The organism is Actinoallomurus acaciae (assembly GCF_042429965.1).
In the GTDB taxonomy this organism is placed as follows: Bacteria; Actinomycetota; Actinomycetes; order Streptosporangiales; family Streptosporangiaceae; genus Actinoallomurus; species Actinoallomurus acaciae.
The window spans coordinates 1-937 of record NZ_JBHLZP010001153.1 but is presented as its reverse complement, the minus strand read 5'-3'; the positions used below and the strand labels follow the sequence as shown (position 1 = coordinate 937).

The window sequence follows — 937 nt, the reverse complement described above, 5'->3', positions numbered from 1 at the left end:
GATCATGGGGGCCACGATGTCGGGCGCCCCGCTGCCCCGTGACCGCTGGGCCGCCGTCACCACGCCCACGCTCGTGATGCACGGCACCGGCACGTACCCGTTCATCGTCGCGTGCGCCCGCGCGCTCGCCGGGCTGCTGCCGGCCGCGACCCTGCGAGCCGTCGAGGGCGAGCAGCACAGTGCCCCCGCCGGCGTGCTCGCCGCCGCGCTGCGCGACTTCGCGCTCACCCGCTGAAGGAGGGCGCGGACATGGGAAGGATCGTCGTCACCGAGTTCGTCTCGCTCGACGGGGTCGCGCAGGCGCCCGGCGGGGAGGACTTCAGGCACGCGAACTGGAGCTTTGAGTTCGACCGCGGTGAGGAGGGCGAGCGGTTCAAGGTCGAGGAGGCGCTCGGCGCCGCCGCGCTGCTCCTCGGCCGCCGGACCTACGAGGGATTCGCCGCGGCCTGGCCACAGTACGAGGGCGAGCTCGCCGACAAGTACAACGGGATGCCGAAGTACGTCGTCTCCAGCACGCTCACCGACCCCGGGTGGAACAACACACGCGTGCTCTCCGGCGGTCTGGCCGAGGAGGTGACCCGGCTCAAGGACGAGGTGGACGGCGACATCTCGGTCGCCGGCAGCATCCGGCTCGTGCGGGGACTGATCGAGCACGACCTCGTCGACGAGCTTCACCTCATGACGTTCCCGGTCCTCCTCGGCACCGGACGGCGCCTGTTCGGGGAGACCTCGGACAGGTCGACCTGGAAGCCGACCGAGTCGATCACGGTCGGCGACGGCGTGCTCATCACGATCCTCCAGCGGGCGCGGTGATCCGGCGGCCGGACCGTCGTCCGCGGACGCTCATGCCCGCCGCCTCGGCAGCGGCTCCGGTCGCCGGGCGGAGCCTTCCGCCGACGCCGATCGCGTGTACGGCCGCCGTGCGGCGCGGCGGCGC

At 72.8% G+C, this 937-nt stretch carries 2 protein-coding genes; both read left to right on the top strand.

Annotated elements, in window-relative coordinates; genetic code table 11:
- Nucleotides 1–235: alpha/beta fold hydrolase (locus ACFFNX_RS51255; protein ID WP_378213786.1), on the top strand; the 235-nt coding region annotated here is incomplete at its 5' end.
- A 14-nt stretch (nucleotides 236–249) separates the two neighbouring features.
- Nucleotides 250–813 carry a dihydrofolate reductase family protein gene (locus tag ACFFNX_RS51250; protein WP_378213785.1) on the top strand — a complete coding sequence of 188 codons (564 nt, stop codon included), beginning with the start codon at nucleotides 250–252 and terminating at the stop codon, nucleotides 811–813.
- The last annotated feature ends 124 nt before the right edge of the window (nucleotides 814–937 follow it).

What these genes read in the sequence shown, in the direction of transcription:
- ACFFNX_RS51250 (WP_378213785.1), top strand. Translation starts at nt 250, where the DNA reads ATGGGAAGGATCGTCGTCACCGAGTTCGTCTCGCTCGACGGGGTCGCG.